Genomic DNA, 22,425 nt, shown 5'->3' with positions numbered 1-22,425 from the left:
TGCCGTGAGTCGGCGTGACGGCGGTGGGGCGCGCCTCCCGGCCGACGGGACGCTGCCGGACCCGGCACAACGGGAAGCACCCCGCGCCACGGAATCCCGTGGTGCGGGGTGCTTCTCGTTGTGCACGAGCAGGCCGCACCGGCCCGCCCCGAGCCGCACCGGCCCGCCCCGAGCAGCACCGAGCCGCCCCGAGCCGCACCGGCCCGCCGGCCCGCCCCGAGGAGGCGTCCGCCTACGGCACCGGCACCGGCTCGGCGAGCAGCTCGCGCACCCGCGGTGCGACCCGCGTGCCGTAGAGCTCGATCGACCGCATCATGTCCTCGTGCGGCAGGCGACCCGTCGCGTACCGCATGTCGAAGCGCGAGACGCCGAGGATCCGCATGTTCCGGGCGATCTTCCGCGCGACCGTCTCCGGCGACCCGACGTACAGCGACCCGCCGGCGGACAGTCCCGCCTGGTACTGCGCGGCGTCGAGGGGCGGCCAGCCGCGCTCGCGGCCCAGCCGGTCGGTGACGGCCTTGTGGTACGGCCAGTAGCGCTCGGCTGCCTCGGCGTCGGTCTCGGCGACGAAGCCCGGCGAGTGCATCGCGATGGGCTGCTGCGGGAGCTCGAGCTGCGTGAGCGCCTGGCGGTACAGCCGCGAGAACGGGGCGAACTGCGCCGGCTGCCCGCCGATGATCGCGAGGAACAGCGGCAGGCCGTAGGACGCCGCACGGATGACGGACTGCGGCGAGCCGCCGACGCCGATCCAGGTCGGGATCGGGCCGTGCTCGAGCTTGGGGAAGACGTCCTGGTCGACGAGCGCCGCGCGCTTCGTGCCGGACCACGTCACCGCGTCCCCACCGCGCAGGGCGTTCCAGAGCTGCAGCTTCTCCTCGAACAGGACCTCGTAGTCGGCCAGGTCGTAGCCGAACAGCGGGAAGGACTCCGTGAACGAGCCGCGGCCGAGGATCACCTCGGCGCGCCCGTCCGACAGGGCGTCCACGGTGGCGAAGCGCTCGTACACGCGCACCGGGTCGTCCGAGGACAGGACGGTGACGGCGGAGCCCATGCGGATCGACGAGGTGCGGGCGGCGATGGCGGCGAGGACGACCTCGGGGGCGCTGACCACGAAGTCCTCGCGGTGGTGCTCCCCGACGCCGATGAAGTCGATCCCGACCTGGTCCGCGAGGACAGCCTGGTCGACGACGTCGCGGATGCTCTGCGCGTCCGAGCGGAGCGACCCGTCGGCACGCTCGGTGACGTCTCCGAAGGTGTCGAGGCCGAGCTGGACCGGCCCGATGCGCTCGGGTGCGGGCGGCGGGACGTCCGACGGGCGGTCGGTGCCGAATGCGTTGCTCATGTGCGCCTCCTGATCGATGCGTTTGCATGAACTGTAGCACCGCGGGAGCCGGACGTACAGCCCCGACGGCGCGCGCCCGGCGGGTCACCAGACCGCCGGCGTACCGTTCCGCGCATGGCCAACATCCCCGACCAGACCGGCCGTCGCATCGTCGTGACCGGCGCGAACAGCGGCACGGGCAAGGAGACCGCGAAGCGGCTCGCCGGTGCCGGCGCGAGCGTCGTGCTCGCCGTCCGCACCACCGCGAAGGGCGAGGACGCCGCGACCGAGATCCGCCGGGAGCACCCGGGCGCCGACCTCGAGGTGCGCGAGCTCGACCTCGCCGATCTCGCCAGCGTCCGCCGGTTCGCCGCGGGCATCGCCGACGACGGCCGTCCCCTCCACGTCCTGGCGAACAACGCCGGCGTGATGGCCCCGCCCGAACGCTTCGAGACCGCGGACGGCTTCGAGCTGCAGTTCGGCACGAACTTCCTGGGACACCTGGCGCTCACGAACCTGCTGCTGCCGACGTTGCTCGGCACGGCCGCGGGCAGCGACGACGCCCGGCCCCCGCGCGTCGCGACGATGTCGAGCCTCGCCGCCATCCCCGGCAGCATCCGCTTCACCGACCCGCAGTGGGAGCGCGGCTACAACGGCTGGCGGGCCTACTCGCAGTCCAAGCTGGCCGACCTGCTCCTCGCGCTGCACCTGCACCGGCTGTCCGTCGAGCGGGACTGGCCACTCGTCAGCACGGCGGCCCACCCCGGCTACACGCGCACGAACCTGCAGTCCACCGGCCGCTCGCTCGGCCGGTCGCGTCCGGTCCGCGCGAGCGACCGCGCGCTCCCCTTCACGCAGGCGGTGGAGCAGGGCGCGGAGCCGCTCCTGTACGCAGCCGTCGGTCCGGCCGCGGTCGGCGGGGCCTACTACGGGCCGTCCGGGTTCGGGGGCCTGACCGGACCGACCACGACGGTCTCGGTGCCGCGCTCGGCGCGCAGTGCGGACCTCGCCCGGTCGCTCTGGGCGGTCGCCGAGGACCTCACCGACACGCACGCGCCCGCCTGACCGCTGGCTCGGCACCCGCACCGGCCGGGAGGCACGACCCGACCGCGTCCCGTCGGCGTCAGAACCGCAGGTGGTCGCGTGCGAACGCGTCGATCACCCCCGCCTCGAGGGCACGCTGTCCGCGGGCGGTCGGGTGCACGTCGTCGGACTGCATCCACTCCGGGTGGCCGGACAGCGGCTGCCCGACGTCGACGTAGGTGCCGCCGTCGCGCCGGGTCGCCCGCTGCAGGGCGTGCGAGATCGTCGCCAGCTGCGCCGGCGGGGCCTGCTCGTTCCACACGGCGCTCAGCCCCACCACCCGGGCTCCGGGCAGGTCGCGGTGGACGAGGGCCACGAGCTGGTCGGTGGCGCTCGTCACCTGTGCGTCGTCCTCGCCCAGGTCGTTCGAGCTCGCCTGCACGAAGACGACCCGGGGGCGCAGGTCGACCGCACGCTTGACGAGCCCCGGGTAGGCACTGGCGCACGCGTCCGGGTCCCCCGTGGCGACGACGCCGGCCCCGTCGCAGGACAGGTTCGTCAGCTGCCACCGTTCGGTCCGGGCGAGGAGCGCGGGCCAGGCCTGCTCCGGCGTCAGGCCGTGGCCGCCGCTCACCGAGTCGCCGATGACGACGATCCGCTCCCCCGGGGCGTGGTCCCAGGCGCGGCCGGTCGGGCTCGGCGAGGAGGCCGCGGCCACCGAGGAGTCCTCGCTGCAGCCGACGAGGGCGAGCGCGGTGAGGGCGGCGAGCGTCGTCGCGAGGACGGCTCGACCGCGGGGACGGTGCCGCGGAGCAGGGTCACCGATGCCCGCGACGGTGCGCGGGGACGGCCGTGTGGTCGGGGTCACGACGGGGACCGTACGCCGCCGGACCACGGCGGGACCGGCCGGTGCGCTGCTGCTCCTCACAGCATCGGGGACGTCCGGGCGGGACGATCACGCCCGGTGCAGCTCCACCGAGCCGTCGAGGCGTCCCGGGTGGGCGAGCCGCGCGTGCTGCAGCACCGTCCGACCGGGCCCGACCGCGGCGGCGACGACGGACAGCGTCGCGACGTGGCCGTCCGGCTCGACCGCGTCGCGCAGGATCGCGTCCGGGTGGTCCGGGGGCAGGGCCGCGGAGTCGGCGAGCACGCCGAACCAGCCGCTCCAGCCGTCGCCCGCGTCGTCGCCGAGGTCGGCGGTGCGGAGTTCGTCGAACGGGCCGAGCGCCGGCGGTCCGGCCGGCGCCGGGGCCGCGCGGAAGGCCTCGAGCCACCGGCCGACCCGCGGCGCGGCGGGGTCGTCCGGGGCTCCGTGGGTCACCATGTGCACGCCGGCCTCGAGCAGGGTCGTCCGCACCGCCCTGCCGTCCCAGGTGTCGACGGCGGCGCCCTCGGCCGTGGCCCGTACCAGGTTGAACGCACGCGTGGTCGGGAGCGAGCCGCCCGCGCCCGGCGCCGCGCCGGTCAGCGCGTCGAGCGGCAGCACGCCGCGGGTGGTCCAGGTGCCGTCGTCGCTCGGCACCGGTTCGGCACGGTTCAGCACGACGGCGAGCCCCGCGGCGTCGGACGCGGCGAGCCACGCTCCGCCGGCCGACCGGTCGCGCACACCCCGGACGGCGGGGTCGAGCTCGGGCCACCAGGCGGCGGGCGGGTCCCAGGGACGGTCGGGCGACTCGTCACGGAGCGCCAGCACGGTGACGGGCCACGCGGCGCCGGGGTCGACGCGGACGACGACGGTGCACATGGGCTCGATCCTCGCACGGCCGTCCGGGTAGCGTGACCGACGTGGATGCTGCAGCAGGTCGCCGTCTGTCCGTCGTCGTCGGGATCACCGGGGGCATCGCCGCCTACAAGGCCGTGGGGGTCGTCCGCGACCTCGTCAAGCGCGGCCACGACGTGCACGTCGTCCCGACCGAGGGTGCACTCCGCTTCGTCGGACTGCCGACGCTCGAGGCGCTGAGCCGGAACCCGGTCACGACGAGCGTCTGGGACGACGTGGCCGAGGTGCGGCACGTGGCGCTCGGACGCCGGGCGGACCTGGTCGTCGTCGCGCCCGCGACCGCCGACTCCCTGGCGCGGATGGCCCACGGACTCGCCGGGGACCTGCTCGGGACGACGCTGCTCGCGACCGAGGCGCCCGTGGTGGTCGCCCCCGCGATGCACCCGCAGATGTGGGAGCACCCCGCGACCCGGGCGAACGTCCGGACCCTGCGCGACCGCGGGGTGCACTTCGTCGGGCCGGTGGTCGGCGCGCTGACGGGTGACGACGCCGGGATCGGCCGGATGGCGGAACCCGAGGACATCGCGGCCGCGGCGCTGGCGGTGCTCGACCGACCGACCGAGGCGGGCCGACGGGACCAGGGCGGGGCGGGCCTCCCGGCCGGCGCCGCAGCGGGGTCGGGGACGGGGGCGCGAGGTGACCAGGGCGACCTCGCCGGGGTGCGTGTCGTCGTGAGCGCCGGAGGGACGCGCGAGCCGTTCGACCCGGTGCGCTTCGTCGGCAACCGGTCGAGCGGACGCCAGGGCGTGGCGATCGCCGCGGACGCGGTCCGACGCGGCGCGACCGTGACGCTCGTCGCCGCGAACGTGGACGCCGGGCTCACCGCGGAGCTCGGTGCGACCGTGGTGCCCGTCGGGTCCGCCCAGGAACTCGCCGACGCGGTGCACGCCGCGGCGGTCGACGCCGACGTGGTGGTGATGACCGCCGCGGTCGCGGACTACCGACCGGCCGAGGTCCGCCCCGACAAGCTGAAGAAGGACGACCAGGGCGACACCATGACCCTCGAGCTCGTCCGCAACCCCGACGTGCTGGCCGACCTCGTCCGAGCACGCCGCACGGGGCAGGTCATCGTCGGGTTCGCCGCGGAGACCGAGCCCGACAGAGAGGCCCGGATCGCCCTCGGACGCGCCAAGATCGCCCGGAAGCCGGCCGACCTGCTCGTCGTGAACCACGTCGGGTGGGACGCGGGCTTCGAACGCGAGGAGAACGCGATCGAGGTGCTCGTGCCCGGCGGCGACGTCGTCCGGGAGACCTCCGGCAGCAAGGCGGACGTCGCCACGGCGGTGCTCGACCTCGTCGCGACCGCCCTGACCTGAGCGACGCCCGACACCCGCTCGGGCGAGGGCGTGCACGATGGGCGCATGCGACGACGCGAGCGCGCCCGACGTGCCACCCGGACCGCCACCATGCTCGCCGTGCTCCTCGGCGGAGCCGGCGTCACCCACTTCCTGCGCCCGCGGGGCTACGACCGGATCGTGCCGGAGGGCCTCCCCCCGCGCCTGACCACGGTCGCCTCCGGCGTGGCCGAGCTCGGCATCGCCGCCGGACTCGCCGTGCCGGCCACCCGTCGCGCGTCCGGCTGGGCGGCGGCGGCACTGTTCCTGGCGGTCTTCCCCGCGAACGTCAAGATGGCCGCCGACCTCCTCGACAGCCCACGCGCAGGGCGCACCGCACGGCTGGTCGGCGTCGCGCGGCTCCCGCTGCAGGCGCCGCTCGTGGCCTGGGCCGTGCGCGTCGGACGACACGCGCCACGACGGTGACCGACGCGGTCCGACAGCGGGCGGCGGTCCCGCTCGTGCACCGGCCCGTCGCCGTGCACGCGTGGGAGGACATCGTGTTCGCGCACTGGCGGCGGGACCCGGCCTCGCTCGCCCGGCTCGTGCCACGCGGCACCCGGCCCGACGTGGTCGACGGCAGCGCGTGGGTGGGTCTGACCGCCTACGTGTTCCGCGAGACGGCCCTCCCGCCGTTCCCGCCCTCACGACGACTCGGTTCGATGACCGAGGTCACGATCGAGATCCCGACCGTCGACACCAGGGGTCGCCACGGCATCGTCTACCGCACGGTCGACACCGGCCACGTCCCCGCCATCGTCGCCGCGAACACGCTGCTCGGCGTGCCGTACACGTTCTCCCACGTCCGGGCGACGCGTCGCGGGGACACCCTCGACCACCGGTCGGTCCGGCACCCGGCCCGGGCGACGCACCCGGTCCGCTGGGCGCGGGCGCTCGTGCACGCGGGGAACGCACGCCCGCCGCGACCCCGCCCGCGGCACGACGTCCTCGTCCGGGTCTCCGCGGGCGACGTCGTGGACACGCCGCTCGCCGCCGCGCTCACCACGCGCGCCGGCATCCACGCGCGGCACCTGGCGCAGACGCTCTTCTGGCAGCGGCAGCACGCGCCGCTGACCGTCCGCAGCGCCCGGCTCGAGCGGCTCGAGGGCGACCTGCCGGACGCCGTCGGGCTACCAGGGCTCCTCGACCGCGACCCCGACTCACTGCTCGTCGTGGACGCGACGACCGTGCGCTACGCGTGGGGCGAGGTGGTCCGGTGAGCGACGACCCGTTCGACCTCGACCGGTTCGTGCGTGCGCAGGAGGGCGTCCACGAGCAGGCACTCGCTGAGCTGGCGGCCGGCCGGAAGCGGTCGCACTGGATGTGGTTCGTGTTCCCGCAGCTCGCCGGCCTCGGGCGCAGTGCGACGGCGCAGCGGTACGCGATCGAGGGGCTCGCCGAGGCGCGGGCGTTCCTGGCGCACCCCGTGCTCGGTCCGCGCCTGCTCGAGGCTGCCCGCACCGTCGTCGACGCACCGGCCCGGAGCGCAGACGACCTGTTCGGTGGGATCGACGCGCTGAAGGCGCGGTCGTCGGCGACACTGTTCGCCAGGGCCGCCGAGGACCCGGCTCCGTTCCGTGCCCTGCTGGACCGGTGGTTCGACGGGACCGAGGACCCGGTGACGGTCCGGCTGCTCGACGCCACCTGAGGCACGGCGGCCGACGGACGACCGTTCACATATCAGGTACGGTGATCAGGCGTCGACACCGACCGGTCCGGCGCTCCCGACCGTCCACCGAGAACGAGGACACCCGCATGCCGGTCCCCAGCAGCGCCCCCACCGAGCACCAGCTGCTCCGCGACACCGTCCGCCACAAGATCCACGCCGCGATCATGGACGGCACGCTCGAGCCCGGTGAACGCCTCAACGACGACGAGCTCATCGCCTGGCTCGGCGTCTCCCGCACCCCGATCCGCGAGGCCCTCAGCCAGCTCGCCCGCGCCGGTCTCATCGAGATGGCACCGAACCGGTACACCCGGGTCACCACCCCGAAGGCCGAGGAGGTCGTCGAGGCGATGCAGACCCTCGGCGTGCTGTTCGGCGGGGTCGTCCGGCTGGCCGTCCCCCGGCTCACGGCACCGACGCGGAAGAAGATCCTGGCGCAGCTCGACCGGACGATCACCGAGCTCGACGCGCACGACGTCCCCGCCGTCAACCACGACGCGCTCTCGGTCTTCGGGCTGTACGTCGACGCCTGCGGCAACGAGAACCTGCAGCGGGTGTGCCGCGACACGACGGACGGTCTCGCGTTCCGCCTGCGCCTGCCGAACCTCGACGAGCTCATCGACTGGGACCAGCTGACCGCGGACTTCCGCCGGCTGCGCGACGCGACCGAGAGCGGTGACAACATCGCCGCCGAACTCGCGACCGAGGCGATCCACCTGCTCCCGGGCGAGAAGCGGCACCGCTCCAGCTGAGCGCACCTGTCACGTCGTACAGGAACGCCCGTCCCGGACCTCGGGACGGGCGTTCACGCACCCGGCGTCAGCACCCCGCACGGCACTCGGTCACCCGCCCGTGGGGACCGGTAGCATCGCTCCGACCCGCTCGAACAGCCTCGACCCGACGACCCGGGAGCACCGCATGAGCCACCGCCAGCCGGACCGGACCGAGATCGCCGCGCGCCTCGCCGCCGCCGTCGGACGCATCAACCGCCGCGCGCGCACCGACTCGGCCGCGCTGGGCTACGGGCTCGTCTCCGCACTCGCGACGATCCAGGCCGAGGGACCCCTGCGCCCCGGCGACCTGTCGCGGATCGAGGTCGTCACGAAGCCCACGATGACGCGCATCCTCACCGAGCTCGAGCAGCGCGGCTTCATCGAACGCGAGGCGGACCCGCGGGACGGCCGGGCGTTCATGGTGTCGGCCACCCCCGCTGGCATCGCTGCCGTCGAACGGGCCCGCTCCGACCGCACCGGCATCGTCGCCGGGCTCATCGCGGACCTGCCCGACGACGACGTCGACTCCATCGCCGCCGCCCTCGCCGCCCTCGAACGAATCGGCCAGGGCGAGCGCTCCCAGGAAGCACACACCTCCGGGCGCTGATCCGGCGGCGTCAGCACCGTTACCGAACCGTTACCAAGGGGTGGACGGACGGTTCTGCCAGGGCTTCCGGACGGGCTGTCCAGGCTGACACGTCATCGTGACGGCTTCGCCCGAGCAGGCGGCCACCCGGTCGCCCAGCGGCGGACGGACGGGCCCCACACCACCGTCCGGTCCTCCCCCGGCTCGCGGCTCCCCCACGACGGCCGTCCCGACGGTCGTGCACGCTCCCCCACACCCGCGTGCCCGATCCGGCGTGCCCGGGAGTCGCCCTCCAGCCGGCCGACCACCGGAACCGATGACGCGAACCACCCCCGAAGCCCCCATCACCGCGACCACCCGACGCCAGGCGCTCGACACCCCGAGCCGCCGTGTCCGCCGTGCGCTCCGCAGTCGCTCCGCCCTCGTCGTCGGGGGCGTTGCCGCCGTCGCCCTCGTCGGCGGACTCGCCACCGTCGGCACACAGCCGGCCATCGGCGAGGCCATCGGCGTCCCCTCCGCGAGCGCCTCGGCCACCCCCGCGCTGCACGGCGCGGACCTCGACCGCGCCCAGGCCGCCGCGACCATCGCGACCGCCCGCACGGTGCTCGCCGACGCGAACGACAAGACCGACACGCGCGCCCTCGAACGCCAGGTCGCAGCCCTGTCGGACTACCGCGGCATGTCCGGCTCCGCGATCACCACCCGCATCGCCTCGACCGTCGACGCCACGACGCAGGTCGCCGACGAGAGCGCGTCCCAGGACAAGGCGGACGCCGACGCGGCGGCAGCGGCAGCAGCGCAGGCGAAGGCCGACGCCGAGGCGAAGGCCGCAGCCGAGCGTGCGGCAGCGGAGGCCGCGGCAGCAGCCGAGCGCCTCGCCGCTGCGAACACCGTCGCCGGCGCCAAGGCCACGGCGTCCTCGATGGCGTCGTCGCAGTACGGCTGGGGCTCCGCGCAGTTCCAGTGCCTCGACAACCTGTGGACCAAGGAGTCCGGCTGGAACTACCGGGCCGTCAACCCGAACGGTGGCGCGACGGGCATCCCGCAGGCGCTCCCCGGCTCGAAGATGGCCACGGTCGCGGCCGACTGGCAGACCAACGCCACCACCCAGATCACCTGGGGGCTGCGGTACATCAGCGCGGCCTACGGCACGCCCTGTGCCGCGTGGGCCCACTCGCAGGCGAACAACTTCTACTGAGCCGCGAGCGGGTGACGGGCGTCACCGGATGACGGACGGGAGGCACGGTGCCGGCGGGCGCCGTGCCTCCCGTCCGTCCCGTGGTCCGTCGTCGTCGCCCTGCCGCCGTGCGAGCGAGCCCGTCCGGTCAGCCGACGCGCGCGATGCGCACGTCCACGCGGCCGAGCGCGAGCCCGCGCTCGCTCGCGACGCGGAGCGCGGCGTCGTGCGCCGCACGCGCCGCAGCCCGCGCGGGAGCCGATCCGTCGGTGCCGATGACGACGCGGAGGACGTCGTCGTCGAGCACCACCCGGGACACCGGCGCACGCGAGGCGAGCCGCCGGGCGGACTCGACCGCGCTGCCGAGGGTCGGCCGCGCACGGTACAGGTCGGCGACGCCGGGCGCCGCGAGGACCGCGGCCTCGATCGCCGCGGCCGTCTCGTCGTCGATGCTCATGCGCGGCCCTCCTCGTCGGTCGCTCCTGGCGCTGCCTGGTCCCCGTCGTGCGCGGGCGGGAGCGGGGGCAGGAGGTCACGGACGTGCACGTCGACCGCCGCGACACGGAGGTCGGTCTGCTCGGCGAGGATCTCGGCGACGGCCTGGCGGACGTGCTCGGCGGTGGCGTGGATCGGTGCCCCGGACCGGATCGCCAGCTCGACCAGGACCCGGACGGGTGCATCGAGCAGCGTGACGTCGCCCTGCAGCGCGCAGCGGGCGATCACGACACCGGGGACGACGTCCCCGGCCGTCCGGACCAGGGACCGGATGGCTCCCTCGGTCATCACGGGACGCTCGGTCGGGACGGACGGGCGCAGCGGGACGTCGCGACCGGCGCGGGCCTCGAGCGAGATGTTCGCCAGGACACCGCCGATCCACGACTCGTCCGCGGGTGCCTCCTGAGCAGCGGCGGTGTCGAGCGAGCCGAGGGACGACTGTCGGAGCCGGACGAGTGCGGCGAGCGCGTTCTGGCACGCCGCGGAGTCGTCGATGCTCGGGTCGGCCGGTTGCATCCCGGCGTCCAGGTAGTCCGCGAGCTCGTCGATGGTGTGGCCGTCGAGGTCCTCGGGTTCGAGCGCGTCGAGCGGTACGTCGTCGGGGCGCGTGCGGTCGGGTCCGGTCATCGCCATGCCTCCATGAGACGGATCATGTTCTTCCTCGCACGCGAGAGCAGGCCACGCACGGTCGACACCGGCAGGTCGAGCTCCTCGGCGATGTCCTCGTAGCGGTACTCGAGCATCTCCTTCATCACCCAGCACCGCCGCTGCGCCTCGGGGAGCTCGGCGAGGGCGGTCTCGACCGCCTCCTCGCGGGACCGGGCCTCGGCGACCCGCTCGGGAGCGTCGTCCCGCGGTGCCGCGACCTCGAGCTCGGTGACGTCGAGGTGCTCGCGCCGCGCCCGGATGCGGTCGATGCACTTGCGACTGAGGATCCGCATGAGCCACGACTTGACCTTGGCGCCGTCGTCGAGCGCGTCGAGCCGGTTCCACGCGGTGATGAAGGTCTCCTGCACGACGTCGTCGAGCTCGTCGGTCGATCCGAGGGTCCGCCGGGCGTAGGCCCGGAGCAGGGGTGTGTACCGCCGGATCAGGACCTCGAACGCCCGGACGTCGCCGTCGGACGAGCGGCCCGCGAGGACGGCGTCGTCGAGGTCGGCGAGGGGCTGGTACGGCACACCACCCTTCTACCGGTCAGTGGTGGAGGAAGTCTGGGCGGGTGGCCGCGCACGACGGTGGGCTCGGCTCCGTGACCCCGGTGCGCCAGGATGTGGGCATGAGCCACGTCACCGCCGTCTGCCGCGTCGACCAGCTGCTCCGCGACGCAGGCACGATCGGCATCACCGCCATCGACAAGCGCCCGGTCGTGGGGCCCGTCCGTGTCCGCCCGCTCGGGCTCCACGCCGACGTGCAGGCGGACCGCAAGCACCACGGCGGCGAGGACCAGGCGGTGTACGCCTACGCCGACGAGGACGCCGCGTACTTCGCCGAGGCCCTGGAGCGCGACGTCCCACCCGGGCTGTTCGGCGAGAATCTCCGCACGAGCGGGGTCGACGTCACGGGTGCCGTCACGGGCGAGCGGTGGCGCATCGGCGAGACGCTCGAACTCGAGGTGACCATCCCACGGGTGCCGTGCGGGACCTTCGCCCGCCGGATGGGGATCCCCGGCTGGGTGAAGCGGTTCGCCGCGGAGAACCGGCCGGGTGCCTACCTCCGGGTCCTGCACAGCGGACCGGTGGCAGCCGGCGACCCGGTGGTCGTCACACACCGCCCGGAGCACGGCGTCACGATCGGCGAGATCTCGGCCGGCCCGTCAGCCGAGCGGGCCCGCGCGGTGCTGGACTCCGGCGACCGACTCGCCCCGACGGTCGTCCGTGACCTCGCGAAGGTCCTCGCGCGCGGCCGGGTCTGACCCTTCCGCCCGACGGCGCGCTGCCGGGTCGAGGGGGCGCCGGTTCCGCGGGAGACCGGCGACGACCAGGTCGTACGAGTTCGCCACGAGGTCCTCGACCATGGTCTCGTCGAGACCGTCCCCCGGTGACAGCGTGATCCAGTGACGCTTGTCCATGTGCCACCCCGGGCTGATCTCGGCGTGGTCTCGGACGAGTGCCGCCCCGTGCGGCGGCGCGCACTTCAGGTTGACGATGGGCACCCCGCGCAACGTCGTGGCGAGCACGAACATCCGGCCGACCACCTTGTGGACGACGGACTGCTCGCCGAAGGGCTGCGTCTCCTCGACCGCGGGCAGGGCCAGTGCCGTCCGGAAGGTCACCTCGTGCAGTGCTGCGCCGTCCATCGCACCAGCATGCCGCACACGCCTCGTTCGGGGGGATCAAGGAATGAGTGCTGCTCGGGTACGCTCGGTCCGCCGTGCACCCGACGCGGCGGCCGCGCGAGCGGTCACGACCCGTCCCAGGGGAAGAACCCGTGCGCATCATCCACAGCCTCGGCGTCGCCGCCGTCACCACCGCTCTCGCCGCGTCCGTCGTGCTCGGCGGCGCGACCACCGCCTCCGCCGCGCCGAAGACCTACGCGAACTGCACCGCCGTCCACAAGGTGTACTCCGGTGGCATCGCGAAGAAGTCGGTGACGAAGAACCGGGTGACCTCCGGCGGGAAGACCACCTACCGCGCACTCAAGGGCACCGTCAAGAAGGACGACGCGCTCTACGGGGCCAACAAGAAGATGGACCGCGACGGCGACGGGATCGCCTGCGAGAAGAGCTGACGTCCGACGGACCGAGCGGCCGGCCAGCCCGGCGACGGACCGCTCGGTCGACCGGGGCGCTCGATCGCCCGGCGCTCGCGGCCGCCCGCGGCCGCCCGCGGTCAGAGCGTCGGGACGCCCTCGTGCCCCGACCTCGGCCGGGCCGTACCGGCGACGCCGGTGACGACGGAGCCCGCGGGGACGTCCTTCGTCACGACCGTGTTCGCGCCGACCACGGAGTCCGCGCCGATCGTGATCGCGCCGATCAGCGACGACCCGGCACCGAGCACCACGCGGTCACCCACGGTCGGGTGCCGCCGCCGCCCCGGACCGTGCTCGCCCCCGCGCCCGCCGAGCGTGACGCCGTGGAACACCAGCACGTCGTCACCGATGACCGCCGTCTCCCCGATCACGACGCCGAGGCCGTGGTCGATGAAGAAGCGCCGGCCGATGCGGGCGCCGGGGTGGATCTCGATGCCCGTGATCGATCGAGCGACCTGCGCGACCACCCGGGCCGCGAACCGGGATCCAGGGAGACCACGCGCGAGCCACAACCGGTGCGTGAACCGGTAGGTCCAGATCGCGTGCAGCCCCGAGTAGACCACCGCGTTCTCCAGGTCACCCCGGGCAGCGGGGTCACCGCGGCGTGCCGCAGCGAGATCCTCGCGGACCCGCCACAGCACGCCGCGTCGGACGGCACGCGTCACGCAGTGAGTCCCTCGAACAGCGGCGTGGACAGGTAGCGCTCGCCGGTGTCGCACACGATCGCGACCACGCGCTTGCCGGCGTTCTCCGGACGGGCGGCGATCTCGACGGCGGCGTGGATGATCGCGCCCGACGAGATGCCGGCCAGGATGCCCTCCTCGGTCCCGAGCGCGCGGGCGACCCGGAGTGCGTCGTCGAGCTCGACGTCGAACACCTCGTCGATGACCTCACGGTCGAGGACCTCGGGGACGAAGTTGGCGCCGATCCCCTGGATCTTGTGCGGCCCCGCCTTGCCCTTCGTCAGCAGCGGGGAGTCCTTCGGCTCGACGGCGACGATCTGCACGCCCGGCACGCGCTCCTTGAGCACCTGACCGACACCCGTGATCGTCCCGCCGGTCCCGACACCGGCGACGAAGACGTCGACGTGGCCCTCGGTGTCGCGGAGGATCTCCTCCGCCGTGGTCCTGCGGTGGATCGCGGCGTTCGCGGCCGTCTCGAACTGGTGGGCCAGGATCGCGCCGGGGGTCTCGTCGACGATCTGGCCCGCGCGCGCCACGGCGCCCTTCATGCCCTCGGAACCCGGGGTCAGGACGATCTCGGCGCCGAAGGCACGGATCAGGGCACGCCGCTCGACGCTCATCGTCTCGGGCATCGTGATGACGACGCGGTAGCCGCGGGCGGCGCCGACCAGCGCCAGGGCGATGCCGGTGTTGCCGGACGAGCCCTCGACGACGGTGCCGCCGGGGCGCAGCTCGCCGGACTCCTCGGCCGCGTCGATGATCGCGACACCGAGGCGGTCCTTGACGCTCGAGCCCGGGTTGTAGAACTCGAGCTTCGCGAGGACCTCGGCGCCGTCGGCCTTCGGCAGGCGGTTGAGCCGGACGAGCGGGGTGTTGCCGAACGCCTGCGAGATGTTGTCGTAGATGGTGCCGGTCATCCGTTGTCGTCCTCCGGGTCGAGTTCTCACGCCGTCGGTGGCGGCGCTGCGGTCCGCTCGCGATCCTAGCGACGGCGCCCGGTGTTCCCCTGTCGATGACGCCCCTTGACACGGCGGGCGCACACCGCGCCTCCCGGCCACCCCTGCCCCACCGCGCCCGCGCCCGCGCGGCTCAGCGCAGCGCGCTCCGCGCGAACCGCTCGTCCGTCGCCTCGAGGACCCGCAGCACGTTCCCCCCGGCGAGCGCCCGCAGGTCGTCGTCACCCCAGCCGCGTCGCCGCAGCTCCTCCGCGAGCACCGGGTACCGCGACACGTCCCGCAGGTCCGGCGGCAGCACGGGCGTGCCGTCGTAGTCGCCACCGAGGCCCAGGTGGGCCGCGCCCGCGACCTCACGGGCGTGGTCGACGTGGTCGGCGACGTCCGCCACCGTGACGAGCGGCGGTTCCCCCTCGGACCCCGCTTCCTCCCAGTCGGCCCACGCGCGGGACACGAACTTCGGCACGAAGGTGATCATCACGACGCCCCCGTTGTCGGCGAGCCGGGCGAGCACGTCGTCGGGCACGTTCCGCGGGTGGTCGTCGACGGCGACGGTGGACGAGTGGCTGAAGACGACCGGCTGCGTCGCGACGTCGAGGGTGTCGCGCATCGTCGCCGGCGCGGTGTGCGACAGGTCGACGAGCATGCCGATCCGCTCCATCTCGGCGACGACCTCGCGTCCGCGGTCGGTCAGGCCGCCGTGTGCCCGGGCACCGGTGGCCGAGTCGGCCCAGGTCGTGTCGTCGTTGTGCGTCAGCGTCATGTAGCGGACGCCGAGCCGGGCGAAGGACCGGAGCACCGCGAGGTCGTCGCCGATGGAGTGCCCGCCCTCGGCGCCGAGCAGCGACGCGATCCGTCCGGCGTCGACGGCAGTGCGCAGTTCGGCAGCGGTGCGGACGAAGGTCAGGTCGTCGGGGTACCGCGCGATGATCCGGTGCGCGGTGTCGATCTGCTGCAGGGTGGTGCGCACCGGGTCCGGGTCGTCCGACGGCACGAACACCGACCAGAACTGGCCCACGACCCCGCCGGCCCGGAGCTTCGGCAGGTCGGTGTGCAGCGTGCCCTGTTCGCGGTCGATGCCCTCGACGCCGGAGTGGTGCGACTCGCGGCGCTCCCACGGGAGGTCGTTGTGTCCGTCGATGACCGGGAAGGCGAGGGTGTCGAACGTCATGTCGCCGACGCTACCGCGTGGTCGCGCCGTCGCTAGGCTCGCGGTGTGCTCCCCGTGACGCTCCGGACCGACCGGCTCGTGCTCTCCGCGCCGGGTCCCGCCGATGCGGAGGCCGTCATCGCGTACGCGAACGACCCGGACGTCATCGCGTTCACCCCGGTCCCCGTGCCGTACGGGCACGCCGAGGCCCGTCAGTGGCTCGACCTGGTCGAGGTCGGGTGGCGTGACGACACCCGGTACGACTTCGGGATCCGCCGTGCGGAGGACCCCCGGCTGCTCGGTACCGTCGGCGTCTTCGGCTTCGTGGACGGCGCCGGCGAGATCGGCTGGGCGCTGCACCCCGACGGCCGCGGGCAGAGCCTGATGGCCGAGGCCGCCGATCGTGTGCTGGCGTGGGCGTTCGCCGCACCGCCGGACGGGCTCGGCCTGGTGCGGGTGCAGTGGCGCGCACTCGGGACGAACGCCGCGTCGTCCGCGACGGCCCGGCGGATCGGCATGCGCTTCGAGGGTCGGTCCCGATCGGCCGTCGTGCACCGGGGCGCCCGCCACGACCAGCTGCTCGCCGCGGTACTGCGCGACGACGACCGCACGGTGCCGCAGGTCTGGCCGGACGCGTGACCGTCGCCTTCCGGGTGGTCACCGAGATCGCCGCTCCGGTGGAGCGCGTCTTCGCGCTGTCGCTCGACATCGGCGCGCACGAACGCTCGATGGCCGACACCGACGAACGCGCCGTGGCCGGGACGACGTCCGGCACCATCGGGCTCGGCGAGAGCGTCACGTGGCGTGCGCGGCACTTCGGGATCGTCTGGTCGATGACGAGCAGGATCACCGCCCTGGAGGCTCCGGGTCGCTTCGTCGACGAGCAGGTGCGTGGTCCGTTCGCCCGGTTCCGGCACGAGCACCGGTTCGAGCCGTCGGCCGACGGGACGCGGATGGTCGACGAGGTCGTCTTCCGGGCGCCCCTCGGCCCGCTCGGCTGGCTGGCCGAGCGGGTAGCGCTCGCCCGCTACCTGCCGCGGTTGATCGCCGCGCGCGGCGCATCGCTGCGCGACGAGCTCGAGCGGGACGGGGACGGTCAGCGGGGGGCGAGCTCCCCGAGTGCGTCGTAGGCCGCCGCCACGGCGTCGACCCGGGCACGCCCTGCCGGCCCGGAGGCCTCGTACACGTCGTTCGCGATCGCTGCGACGACCGCGAAGAGCGCCGCCATCGAATCGAACGCCGACGGCGAGTCCACCGGGCAGAGCACCGCGGTCGCCGCGGGCGCCGCGATCACGGCTGCGGTCGGGTCGCCGAGCACGACCACGTCGGCGCCGGTCGCGACACAGTGCCGCACGAGCCGTTCGGCACCCGCCGCGTGCCGCCTGACCGTGACGAGCACGACGAGGTCGCGGCGGTCGAGGTCGGCGACCTCCTCGCCCAGGCGCTGCCCCGGTGCCGGACCGATCCGGACGTCCGGTCGCACCTGGGCCAGCTGCGACCGGAGCTGCATGGCGACGGGGTGCGCGCCGCGTTCCCCGAAGACGAGCACCCGCCGGGCACGGACGATCCGGCGGGCGAGCCGGACGCGGTCGGCCCGGGCGAGCGAGGCGAACGCGGCGTCGAGGTTGCGTGCCTCGACGGCCCGCTGGTCGACGTGCGCGGCGTCCTCGGCGGCCCACGGCAGGCCGCTCCCCCGCGCGGACATGAGCTCCTGGCGGACCTCGGCGGCGTCCTGGAACCCCAGGGACCGGACGAGCCGCGAGACGGTGGCCTTCGACGTGCCCGACTCGGCCGCGAGCTCGGCGGAGGTGCCGACGAGCAGCAGCTCCGGATCGTGCCGGACCATCGCGGCGACCCGGCGTTCCGCGGGCGACAGGCGGTCCCAGACCGCGTCCACCCGGGCACGGACGTCGGGCGCGGCGCTCACCGGGTCTCCGCACGGTCGTCGGCGATGCGCTCGACGGCGACGGCCAGCGCGTCGAGGCCGAGCGCGACGTCGTCCTCGGAGACGAACTCGTCCGGGTGGTGGCTGATGCCGTCGGGGTTGCGCAGGAACAGCATCGCGACGTCGGTGACCAGCCCGAGGGACATCGCGTCGTGCCCGGCGCGCGAGAAGAGCTCCGCTGGTGTGGCCTCCCCGGTCGCGGCGATCCCCGCACGGACGGCGTCCATCAACACCGGGGCACAGAACACCGCCGGGGCACGGTGCACCTCGGTCGGCGACACGGTCACGCCACGACGGGCTCCGATCTCGTCGAAGACCGCCGTGATCGACTCCCAGACGCGGTCACGTCCCTCGTCGAACTCCCCCCGCAGGTCGACGCTGAACCGGGCCAGGCCGGGGACGACGTTGACCGCCCCGGGCTCGACGGACATCGTGCCGACGGTGCCGACGTGCTGCTCGGCGCGACAGATCCGCTCGACGGCGAGCGCCGCCTCGGCCGCGGCGAGCAGCGCGTCGTGACGCCGCTCGTACGGGGTGCCGCCGGCGTGCCGTGCCTCGCCGACGGCCTCGACGGTGAACCGCCGGGCGCTCGCGATGCTCGTGACGACACCGAGCGCCTGCCCCGCCTGCTCGAGGTGGGGGCCCTGCTCGATGTGCGCCTCGAGGTAGCCGACGAGCCGCTCCGGGGGCAGTGCCGCCTCGCCGACGCGTTCCGGATCGAGCCCGAAGTCGGTGAAGGCCCGGCGGAGCGTGACACCGTCGCCGTCCTCGAGGTCCCACCACGCGTCGTCCCAGACCCCCGCCACGGCCGACGAGCCCAACAGTGCCTTGCCGAAGCGCGTCCCTTCCTCGTCGGAGAACGCGATCACCTGCAGCGCGAAGGGCAGCGGGCCGGAGGCCGTGAGCCGCGCCACCGTGCGGATCGCCATGAGCACGCCGACCACTCCGTCGTACCGGCCGGCGTCCACCACGGTGTCGAGGTGTGAGCCGAGCAGCAGCACGGGTGCGTCCGGCGTCGCACCGTCGACGATGCCGTGCAGGTTGCCCGCGGCGTCCTGCCAGGTGCGGAGTCCGGCGTCGCGCATCCACTCCGCGACCACGGCGTTCACCCGGGCGTGCTCCGGCGACAGGTAGACGCGGGTGGTGCGTCCGTCGTCCTGCGAGATCCCGGCGAGCGCGTCGCACCACCGGACGATCGTCGCGGCATCGGCGATCGCCCGGGCGCTCGCGGTCGGCGCCGCGGGGACCTCGGCCGTCGCGGGTCCGGTCGTCGTCGTCACAGGGCTGCCCCGACCGGCGCGACGCGGCCGGCGTGGACGTCGAGCGCGGCGTCGACCCCGGCGCCATGCGGGACGGCGTGCCCGGCCCGGCGCAGGCAGTGTTCGAGGGCGGCCAGCGTGCGCACGACGGTGTCCTTGCGGGCGTTGTAGCCCATCGTGCCGATGCGCCAGACCCGTCCGTGCAGCGGCCCGAACGAGGTCCCGATCTCGATGCCGTGGTCCTCGAGCATCGCGCCGCGGACCTCGTCACCCACGACGCCGTCCGGGATCTCGACGGCGACCACGTTGTGCATCTTGTGCGCGACGTCACCGAACACCTGCAGTCCGAGCGCCTCGACCCCGACGAGCATCGCCCGACCGGCGATCGCGTGGCGCTCGACCACGGCGTCCCGCCCCTCCTCGAGCAGGATGCGGGCGCACTCGTTCGCGGCGTAGAGCATCGACGCGGCCTCGGTGTGGTGGTTGAGGCGCCGCGGACCCCAGTAGTCGAGGATCATCGCGAGGTCGAGGTAGTTCGAACGGATCGGGTCGTCGGACACGACGTCGTCGGCCTCGCGGATGCCGGCCTCGATGCTGCGGCGACCGTCGAGCACGGCCACGGCACGCGGCGACAGGGTGATCGGTGCACTGCCGGAGGGGCCGCCCAGGCACTTCTGCAGGCCGGCGCTCACGACGTCGATGCCCCAAGCGTCGGTCTCGAGCGGGTTGCCGCCGATGCTCGCCGTCGCGTCGGTGTAGAGGAGGGCGCCGTGCCGGTCACAGATCGCCCCGAGCTCGTCGAGCGGCTGGTTCATCGTCGTCGAGGTGTCGCCCTGCACGATCGCCAGGACCTTCGGTCGGACCCGGCGCACCGCGTCCTCGATCACGGACGGCGGGAAGACCTGCCCCCACTCGGTCTCGATGGTGTGCACCTCGGCGCCGGCACGGGTCGCGATCTCGGCGAGCAGGTGCCCGAAGCGTCCGAAGACCGGCACGAGCACCCGGTCCCCCGGGGCGAGCAGTGACACCAGGGCCGCTTCGATGCCCGCGCGGGACGTGCCGTCGACGAGCACGGTGGCGTCGTTCCGTGTCCCGAAGACCTGGCGGTAGAGCTCCTGCGTCGCGGTCATCGTCGTCGTCATCCACGGGTCGTACTGCCCGACGAGCGGGGTCGACAGCGCGCGGAGCACGCGGGGGTCGGCGTCGATCGGCCCCGGTCCCATCAGGAGTCGGGCGGGTGGGTTGACTGGCTGCGTCATGATGCCTCCGTTCCGGGAACGAGCGTAGCGAAACGTCCGTTTCGTGCGTGTTGCGGCGCCGCGGGGCGGTCGAGCAGGACCCCCTCGACGGCGGTGACCCCGTGGCCGGCCGTCGCCACGAGCCGCCCGCGGAGCCAGGTCTCGGTGACGACCCCGAGCGTGTGCAGGCCGGCGTACGCGGACACCGGGTTGCGGTGGGCCAGGGCCGACACCTCGACGACGCCCTCGGCCGCCGGGTCGAGGACGGCGAGGTGCGCGACCGCACCCGGCGCGATCCGACCGCGGTCGTGGAAGCCGACGATCGCCGCGGGGCCGGTCGTGAACCAGGGCAGGACGGCCTCGAGCGGGAGCCCCCGGCGCACGGCCTCGGTCCAGACCGCCCGGAAGCCCACCTGGAGTCCGGCGATGCCGCCCCACGCCGACCCCCAGTCGTCGGTCTTCAGGTCGGCTGTGGACGGCGAGTGGTCCGACACGACGCAGTCGATCGTGCCGTCGAGCAGCCCCGCCCAGAGCGCGTCGCGGTTCGCGTCGTCGCGGATCGGCGGGCAGCACTTGAACTCGGTCGCGCCGTCCGGGATCGACCCGGCCTCGAACGCCAGGTAGTGCGGACACGTCTCGACGGTCACCCGGACCCCGTCGGCCTTCGCGGCGCGGATCATCGGGAGGACCCCGGCGTCGGACAGGTGCAGCACGTGCACGCGGGCACCCGTCGACCGCGCGCCGTCGAGGACCCGCGCGACCGCGGACTGCTCGGCGCGGCCCGGACGGGTGGCGAGGAAGTCGGCGTACCGTCCGCCGAGCGTCTCGTGCGGCACGAGGTGGTCCGGGTCCTCGGCGTGCACGATGAGCAGGGCGTCGAGCTCGGCGACCTCCTCGATCGCCGCTCGGAGCTGTACCGGGTCGAGGTGCGGGAACTCGTCCACACCGCTCGGCGCGGTGAAGCACTTGAAGCCGAAGACCCCGGCGTCGTGCAGCGGACCGCGTGCTCCGGCGTTCGCGGGGACCGCGCCGCCCCAGAACCCGACGTCCACCGCGACCCGGCCCGCGGCGCTCGCCCGCTTCACCGCGAGGGCGTCGACGTCCACGGTTGCCGGGATCGAGTTGAGCGGCATGTCGATGATCGTGGTCACGCCGCCGAGGGCCGCCGCCCGCGTGGCCGAGGCGAAGCCCTCCCATTCGGTGCGACCGGGTTCGTTGACGTGCACGTGCGTGTCGACGAGCCCGGGCAGGAGCACGTGCTCGTCGGGCACGGTGCGGTCGAGCGAGGCCGCGACCGCGGCACCGAACGGCAGGACCGCGTCGACCACGCCGTCGCGGACCACCACCGCGGCCGGGCGGAGGACGCCGTCGACCCACGCCCGCCGAGCGCGGAGCACCAGGTCGGCGCCCACCGCGGCGCTCATGCCGAGGCCCCCGCGAGCACGATCGGCGCGGAGACGTCGGACCTCTGCAGCGTGAACCCGGACAGGAGCCCGGTCACCGGCTTCGGTGGCGGAGGCGCGTACTCGCCGGTCTTGCCCGTGCGCAGCCCGAGCCGGACGAGCGACTCCGCGAGCACCGTCGCCGCAGCCACCCCGTCGACCACCGGCGCACCGATCTCGTGCGAGACCTCGGCACAGAACGCCGCCATGCCCGCGCAGCCGAGCACCACCGCATCGGCGCCGCCGGCGAGCACGGCGCGGCACTCCTCGACGACGAGCTCCCGGGCGCCCGACGTCGGATCGTCGAGCTGCAGCACCGGCACCTCGCACGCACGGACCTCGGTCACCCGGGACGCGAACCCGTAGCGCTCCGCGAGCTCCCACGCCCGTCCGGTCGTGCGCGCCAGCGTCGTGACGACCCCGAACCGGCGCCCCAGCATCGCAGCGGCGTGGAAGCCGGCCTCGGCGATCCCGAGCACCGGCCCGGCGGCCAGCTCGCGCGCGGCGTCGAGACCCGGGTCGCCGAAGCACGCGACGACGTACGCGTCGACACCCTCCTGCTCGCCGAGCGCGATCTGCTCCAGGAGCCCGGGGACCGCCAGGGCCTCCTCGTAGTGACTCTCGATCGAGGCGGGTCCGGTGGTGGGCGTCACCGCCTCGACGACGGTGCCGGGTCCGGCGACCGCGGCCGCGGCGCGGCCGATCGAGGCCGTCATCGACGGGGTGGTGTTGGGGTTGACGACGCGGATGCGCAAGCGGGGCCTCTCAGGCGGGGGTGGGGACGAGGAGGAGGTGGTGGACCCGGGCGGCGACGGTCCGGCCGGGAGGCGTGTCGCGCCTCCCGGCCGGGGT

General features: G+C 74.4%; 27 protein-coding genes. 12 read left to right on the top strand and 15 right to left on the bottom strand.

The features are described from left to right. Window positions 1-232 precede the first annotated feature (232 nt). Window positions 233-1,342: an LLM class flavin-dependent oxidoreductase gene (locus Q9R28_RS10955; RefSeq protein ID WP_235426353.1), complete on the bottom strand. Its 1,110-nt coding sequence runs from the start codon at window positions 1,340-1,342 to the stop codon at window positions 233-235. A 114-nt stretch (window positions 1,343-1,456) separates the two neighbouring features. On the opposite strand from Q9R28_RS10955, the gene Q9R28_RS10950 reads away from it, so the two are divergent. Next, a complete protein-coding gene (locus Q9R28_RS10950; RefSeq protein ID WP_311206086.1) occupies window positions 1,457-2,386 on the top strand; it encodes an SDR family oxidoreductase in 930 nt (309 codons plus the stop codon). A 58-nt stretch (window positions 2,387-2,444) separates the two neighbouring features. Here the strand turns inward: Q9R28_RS10950 and Q9R28_RS10945 are convergent, their stop codons facing one another. Continuing rightward, on the bottom strand, window positions 2,445-3,212 hold the full coding sequence (locus Q9R28_RS10945) for an SGNH/GDSL hydrolase family protein (protein WP_311206085.1): 768 nt from the start codon (window positions 3,210-3,212) through the stop codon (window positions 2,445-2,447). An 87-nt stretch (window positions 3,213-3,299) separates the two neighbouring features. After that, the gene (locus Q9R28_RS10940; protein ID WP_311206084.1) at window positions 3,300-4,088 is read right to left on the bottom strand and encodes an NRDE family protein; all 789 of its coding nucleotides are present in this window, start codon (window positions 4,086-4,088) and stop codon (window positions 3,300-3,302) included. 65 nt (window positions 4,089-4,153) lie between these two features. On the opposite strand from Q9R28_RS10940, the gene Q9R28_RS10935 reads away from it, so the two are divergent. From Q9R28_RS10935 to Q9R28_RS10905, 7 genes are all read left to right on the top strand, one after another. Beyond that, the gene (locus tag Q9R28_RS10935; protein WP_251154657.1) at window positions 4,154-5,440 is read left to right on the top strand and encodes a phosphopantothenate--cysteine ligase family flavoprotein; all 1,287 of its coding nucleotides are present in this window, start codon (window positions 4,154-4,156) and stop codon (window positions 5,438-5,440) included. A 45-nt stretch (window positions 5,441-5,485) separates the two neighbouring features. Continuing rightward, a complete protein-coding gene (locus tag Q9R28_RS10930; RefSeq protein ID WP_311206083.1) occupies window positions 5,486-5,884 on the top strand; it encodes a hypothetical protein in 399 nt (132 codons plus the stop codon). Continuing rightward, complete coding sequence (locus tag Q9R28_RS10925) at window positions 5,881-6,678, top strand: DUF2071 domain-containing protein (protein ID WP_311206082.1); 798 nt, start codon at window positions 5,881-5,883, stop codon at window positions 6,676-6,678. Before Q9R28_RS10930 ends, Q9R28_RS10925 begins: the two co-directional genes overlap by 4 nt. After that, entirely contained in the window at window positions 6,675-7,106 is a 432-nt protein-coding gene (locus Q9R28_RS10920) for a DUF1810 domain-containing protein (protein ID WP_066655400.1), read from the top strand. The genes Q9R28_RS10925 and Q9R28_RS10920 overlap by 4 nt, the downstream gene beginning before the upstream one ends. A gap of 107 nt (window positions 7,107-7,213) precedes the next feature. After that, window positions 7,214-7,876 carry a GntR family transcriptional regulator gene (locus Q9R28_RS10915; RefSeq protein ID WP_081985319.1) on the top strand — a complete coding sequence of 221 codons (663 nt, stop codon included), beginning with the start codon at window positions 7,214-7,216 and terminating at the stop codon, window positions 7,874-7,876. A 166-nt stretch (window positions 7,877-8,042) separates the two neighbouring features. After that, window positions 8,043-8,504, top strand: coding sequence for a MarR family winged helix-turn-helix transcriptional regulator (locus Q9R28_RS10910; protein WP_066658510.1), 462 nt, complete (start codon window positions 8,043-8,045; stop codon window positions 8,502-8,504). 295 nt (window positions 8,505-8,799) lie between these two features. Next, window positions 8,800-9,681: a phospholipase gene (locus tag Q9R28_RS10905; RefSeq protein ID WP_271825076.1), complete on the top strand. Its 882-nt coding sequence runs from the start codon at window positions 8,800-8,802 to the stop codon at window positions 9,679-9,681. A 127-nt stretch (window positions 9,682-9,808) separates the two neighbouring features. Here the strand turns inward: Q9R28_RS10905 and Q9R28_RS10900 are convergent, their stop codons facing one another. The 3 genes from Q9R28_RS10900 to Q9R28_RS10890 are packed head-to-tail and all read right to left on the bottom strand — an operon-like array spanning window position 9,809 to window position 11,333. Further along, window positions 9,809-10,117, bottom strand: coding sequence for a hypothetical protein (locus Q9R28_RS10900; RefSeq protein ID WP_066655412.1), 309 nt, complete (start codon window positions 10,115-10,117; stop codon window positions 9,809-9,811). After that, window positions 10,114-10,788: an Asp23/Gls24 family envelope stress response protein gene (locus Q9R28_RS10895; protein ID WP_066655414.1), complete on the bottom strand. Its 675-nt coding sequence runs from the start codon at window positions 10,786-10,788 to the stop codon at window positions 10,114-10,116. Before Q9R28_RS10895 ends, Q9R28_RS10900 begins: the two co-directional genes overlap by 4 nt. Further along, window positions 10,779-11,333 (bottom strand): RNA polymerase sigma factor, encoded by a 555-nt coding sequence (locus Q9R28_RS10890; protein WP_066655417.1) that lies wholly within the window; start codon window positions 11,331-11,333, stop codon window positions 10,779-10,781. Before Q9R28_RS10890 ends, Q9R28_RS10895 begins: the two co-directional genes overlap by 10 nt. A 98-nt stretch (window positions 11,334-11,431) precedes the next feature. Here Q9R28_RS10890 and Q9R28_RS10885 point away from each other — a divergent pair, with 98 nt between their 5' ends. Next, window positions 11,432-12,067, top strand: coding sequence for an MOSC domain-containing protein (locus Q9R28_RS10885; protein ID WP_066658512.1), 636 nt, complete (start codon window positions 11,432-11,434; stop codon window positions 12,065-12,067). Here the strand turns inward: Q9R28_RS10885 and Q9R28_RS10880 are convergent. Continuing rightward, window positions 11,969-12,451, bottom strand: coding sequence for an MmcQ/YjbR family DNA-binding protein (locus tag Q9R28_RS10880; protein WP_081984979.1), 483 nt, complete (start codon window positions 12,449-12,451; stop codon window positions 11,969-11,971). The genes Q9R28_RS10885 and Q9R28_RS10880 overlap by 99 nt on opposite strands. Before the next feature lie 131 nt (window positions 12,452-12,582). On the opposite strand from Q9R28_RS10880, the gene Q9R28_RS10875 reads away from it, so the two are divergent. Then, complete coding sequence (locus tag Q9R28_RS10875) at window positions 12,583-12,882, top strand: excalibur calcium-binding domain-containing protein (protein ID WP_200884105.1); 300 nt, start codon at window positions 12,583-12,585, stop codon at window positions 12,880-12,882. A 101-nt stretch (window positions 12,883-12,983) separates the two neighbouring features. Here the strand turns inward: Q9R28_RS10875 and epsC are convergent, their stop codons facing one another. From epsC to Q9R28_RS10860, 3 genes are all read right to left on the bottom strand, one after another. Then, window positions 12,984-13,568: a serine O-acetyltransferase EpsC gene (epsC, locus tag Q9R28_RS10870; protein WP_235426355.1), complete on the bottom strand. Its 585-nt coding sequence runs from the start codon at window positions 13,566-13,568 to the stop codon at window positions 12,984-12,986. Next, window positions 13,565-14,503, bottom strand: coding sequence for a cysteine synthase A (gene cysK, locus Q9R28_RS10865; RefSeq protein ID WP_311206081.1), 939 nt, complete (start codon window positions 14,501-14,503; stop codon window positions 13,565-13,567). Before cysK ends, epsC begins: the two co-directional genes overlap by 4 nt. A 172-nt stretch (window positions 14,504-14,675) precedes the next feature. Further along, window positions 14,676-15,710 (bottom strand): dipeptidase, encoded by a 1,035-nt coding sequence (locus Q9R28_RS10860; RefSeq protein ID WP_311206080.1) that lies wholly within the window; start codon window positions 15,708-15,710, stop codon window positions 14,676-14,678. A 45-nt stretch (window positions 15,711-15,755) separates the two neighbouring features. Here Q9R28_RS10860 and Q9R28_RS10855 point away from each other — a divergent pair, with 45 nt between their 5' ends. Both Q9R28_RS10855 and Q9R28_RS10850 read left to right on the top strand, forming a co-directional pair. Next, window positions 15,756-16,328 carry a GNAT family protein gene (locus Q9R28_RS10855; RefSeq protein ID WP_311206079.1) on the top strand — a complete coding sequence of 191 codons (573 nt, stop codon included), beginning with the start codon at window positions 15,756-15,758 and terminating at the stop codon, window positions 16,326-16,328. Beyond that, window positions 16,325-16,819 carry an SRPBCC family protein gene (locus Q9R28_RS10850; protein WP_311206078.1) on the top strand — a complete coding sequence of 165 codons (495 nt, stop codon included), beginning with the start codon at window positions 16,325-16,327 and terminating at the stop codon, window positions 16,817-16,819. The genes Q9R28_RS10855 and Q9R28_RS10850 overlap by 4 nt, the downstream gene beginning before the upstream one ends. On the opposite strand, the gene Q9R28_RS10845 is transcribed toward Q9R28_RS10850, so the two are convergent. The 5 genes from Q9R28_RS10845 to Q9R28_RS10825 are packed head-to-tail and all read right to left on the bottom strand — an operon-like array spanning window position 16,786 to window position 22,328. Next, on the bottom strand, window positions 16,786-17,616 hold the full coding sequence (locus Q9R28_RS10845; RefSeq protein ID WP_066655435.1) for a MurR/RpiR family transcriptional regulator: 831 nt from the start codon (window positions 17,614-17,616) through the stop codon (window positions 16,786-16,788). The two genes, Q9R28_RS10850 and Q9R28_RS10845, sit on opposite strands and share 34 nt — an antisense overlap. After that, the gene (locus Q9R28_RS10840) at window positions 17,613-18,914 is read right to left on the bottom strand and encodes an allantoate amidohydrolase (protein ID WP_209684987.1); all 1,302 of its coding nucleotides are present in this window, start codon (window positions 18,912-18,914) and stop codon (window positions 17,613-17,615) included. Before Q9R28_RS10840 ends, Q9R28_RS10845 begins: the two co-directional genes overlap by 4 nt. Beyond that, a complete protein-coding gene (locus tag Q9R28_RS10835) occupies window positions 18,911-20,152 on the bottom strand; it encodes an alanine--glyoxylate aminotransferase family protein (protein WP_311206077.1) in 1,242 nt (413 codons plus the stop codon). The genes Q9R28_RS10840 and Q9R28_RS10835 overlap by 4 nt, the downstream gene beginning before the upstream one ends. Continuing rightward, window positions 20,149-21,555 (bottom strand): allantoinase AllB, encoded by a 1,407-nt coding sequence (gene allB, locus Q9R28_RS10830; protein WP_311206076.1) that lies wholly within the window; start codon window positions 21,553-21,555, stop codon window positions 20,149-20,151. Before allB ends, Q9R28_RS10835 begins: the two co-directional genes overlap by 4 nt. Then, on the bottom strand, window positions 21,552-22,328 hold the full coding sequence (locus tag Q9R28_RS10825; RefSeq protein WP_209684985.1) for an aspartate/glutamate racemase family protein: 777 nt from the start codon (window positions 22,326-22,328) through the stop codon (window positions 21,552-21,554). Before Q9R28_RS10825 ends, allB begins: the two co-directional genes overlap by 4 nt. Window positions 22,329-22,425 lie beyond the last annotated feature (97 nt).

This window comes from Curtobacterium sp. BRD11 (genome assembly GCF_031844345.1).
In the GTDB taxonomy this organism is placed as follows: domain Bacteria; phylum Actinomycetota; class Actinomycetes; order Actinomycetales; family Microbacteriaceae; genus Curtobacterium.
The sequence above is the reverse complement of the archived record's forward strand: the minus strand, read 5'-3'. Positions and strand labels throughout refer to the sequence as shown.

Coding starts and splice junctions, on each gene's coding strand:
- allB (WP_311206076.1), bottom strand. CDS start 21,555: ATGAGCGCCGCGGTGGGCGCCGACCTGGTGCTCCGCGCTCGGCGGGCG.
- Q9R28_RS10955 (WP_235426353.1), bottom strand. CDS start 1,342: ATGAGCAACGCATTCGGCACCGACCGCCCGTCGGACGTCCCGCCGCCC.
- Q9R28_RS10900 (WP_066655412.1), bottom strand. CDS start 10,117: ATGAGCATCGACGACGAGACGGCCGCGGCGATCGAGGCCGCGGTCCTC.
- Q9R28_RS10885 (WP_066658512.1), top strand. CDS start 11,432: ATGAGCCACGTCACCGCCGTCTGCCGCGTCGACCAGCTGCTCCGCGAC.
- Q9R28_RS10835 (WP_311206077.1), bottom strand. CDS start 20,152: ATGACGCAGCCAGTCAACCCACCCGCCCGACTCCTGATGGGACCGGGG.
- Q9R28_RS10895 (WP_066655414.1), bottom strand. CDS start 10,788: ATGGCGATGACCGGACCCGACCGCACGCGCCCCGACGACGTACCGCTC.
- Q9R28_RS10910 (WP_066658510.1), top strand. CDS start 8,043: ATGAGCCACCGCCAGCCGGACCGGACCGAGATCGCCGCGCGCCTCGCC.
- Q9R28_RS10860 (WP_311206080.1), bottom strand. CDS start 15,710: ATGACGTTCGACACCCTCGCCTTCCCGGTCATCGACGGACACAACGAC.
- Q9R28_RS10915 (WP_081985319.1), top strand. CDS start 7,214: ATGCCGGTCCCCAGCAGCGCCCCCACCGAGCACCAGCTGCTCCGCGAC.
- Q9R28_RS10905 (WP_271825076.1), top strand. CDS start 8,800: ATGACGCGAACCACCCCCGAAGCCCCCATCACCGCGACCACCCGACGC.
- Q9R28_RS10880 (WP_081984979.1), bottom strand. CDS start 12,451: ATGGACGGCGCAGCACTGCACGAGGTGACCTTCCGGACGGCACTGGCC.
- Q9R28_RS10930 (WP_311206083.1), top strand. CDS start 5,486: ATGCGACGACGCGAGCGCGCCCGACGTGCCACCCGGACCGCCACCATG.
- Q9R28_RS10940 (WP_311206084.1), bottom strand. CDS start 4,088: ATGTGCACCGTCGTCGTCCGCGTCGACCCCGGCGCCGCGTGGCCCGTC.
- Q9R28_RS10950 (WP_311206086.1), top strand. CDS start 1,457: ATGGCCAACATCCCCGACCAGACCGGCCGTCGCATCGTCGTGACCGGC.
- cysK (WP_311206081.1), bottom strand. CDS start 14,503: ATGACCGGCACCATCTACGACAACATCTCGCAGGCGTTCGGCAACACC.